Genomic DNA, 1,591 nt, shown 5'->3' with positions numbered 1-1,591 from the left:
CTTTACACGTACTAACTTCAAAACGTAGCGTACCTTTATCAAAAGGTCAATGTCTTAAAAAAATATTTTTGTAATATGAAAATCAGAGTAGGTCAAGGATACGATGTACACCGTCTCGAAGAGGGACGTGATTTTTGGTTGGGGGGCATCAAGGTTCCTCATACGCATGGCGCTGTAGGACATTCTGATGCCGACATTGCGTGTCATGTGATTTGTGATGCTTTACTGGGTGCGGCCAATATGCGTAATATCGGGTATCATTTCTCAGACAGAGACCCACAATGGAAAGGCGTTGACTCTAAAATTCTTCTAGCAAAGGTCATGGAGATGATTCGTGAAGCTGGCTGGGAAGTCAACAATATTGATGTGACAATTATTTTACAAGTACCAAAGTTAAACCCTCATATTCCTGAAATGAAACGAGTGTTAGCAGAGGTAATGAATATTGACGAAGAAGACCTCGCTATCAAAGCTACTACTTCTGAGCATATTGGTTTTGTTGGTCGTGGAGAAGGTATTGCGGCGCAATGTGTAGCCTTGATTAAGAAGTAGTTATGAATATTGAATTGTGAATTAGGATTGTATGAAGTATCTATTTCGAATGTTGGATTTGGGAAGTGTAAGCTGAGCATTTTATAAAAAATAAAGGTCTTTTTCTTTATTTCCGAAAATCAGAAATGACAAAGCCGAATTCAAATCTCTGAACCCTTATCTCTCAAAATATTGTTAACTAAAAACTATATTTCCATGAAATTCTATAAATATCAAGGCGCTGGAAATGACTTTGTGGTGATTGATGATCGCAACAATAGTTTTCCTGCTTCCCAAGAATTAATTGCAAAAATGTGTCACCGTCGTTTTGGTATCGGTGCCGACGGTTTGATGCTTTTACAAAGCGATGAGCAATATGACTTCCGAATGGTCTATTTCAATTCTGATGGTACCGAAGGCTCAATGTGTGGCAACGGTGGTCGTTGTTTGGTGCGATTTGCACATGATTTGGGCGTTATTGGCGACCAAACTACCTTTATTGCTATCGATGGAGAACACCAAGCTTCGGTAAACCCTGATACTATTTCATTAAAAATGATTGATGTAAAGGGTATTGAAAGAACCGAAAAGTATGATTTCATGAACACTGGTTCTCCACACTATGTCGAATATGTGGAAAACCTGGCAGAATACGATGTTTTCGCTCAAGGAAAAGATATTCGATATGCTGAGCCTTTTGTGAGTAAAGGCGGTACCAATGTCAATTTTGTAGAAGTAACAGGACCAAATGCTCTTTCGGTACGTACCTATGAGCGTGGTGTCGAGGACGAAACATACGCTTGTGGAACGGGCGTTACGGCCTGCGCATTATCCGCAAATCTACGTTTGGGATTTGAAAATGCTATCGATGTAAAAGTTGTAGGAGGCGATTTAAGAATTGAATTTACAAAAACTGGCGAAGACAGCTTCGAAAACGTATATCTGATTGGTCCAGCAGTAAAAGTATTTGAAGGAGAATATTAACCGACTGGCTGTACAAAGGATGTCAAACAATTTGTGTTTTTTGATTTCGGTATCAAAGTATTATAAGTAGGAAAAC

General features: G+C 39.1%; 2 protein-coding genes. Both read left to right on the top strand.

Features of this window, described 5'->3' with window-relative positions:
* Nucleotides 1-75 precede the first annotated feature (75 nt).
* On the top strand, nt 76-552 hold the full coding sequence (gene ispF, locus ACOVQ4_RS02945; protein WP_421819169.1) for a 2-C-methyl-D-erythritol 2,4-cyclodiphosphate synthase: 477 nt from the start codon (nt 76-78) through the stop codon (nt 550-552).
* Between the two features lie 195 nt (nt 553-747).
* Entirely contained in the window at nt 748-1,515 is a 768-nt protein-coding gene (gene dapF, locus ACOVQ4_RS02940) for a diaminopimelate epimerase (RefSeq protein ID WP_421819168.1), read from the top strand.
* The last annotated feature ends 76 nt before the right edge of the window (nt 1,516-1,591 follow it).

This window comes from Flectobacillus sp., from assembly GCF_049240685.1.
GTDB lineage: Bacteria > Bacteroidota > Bacteroidia > Cytophagales > Spirosomataceae > Flectobacillus.
This window is presented reverse-complemented; position numbering and strand designations above follow the sequence as displayed.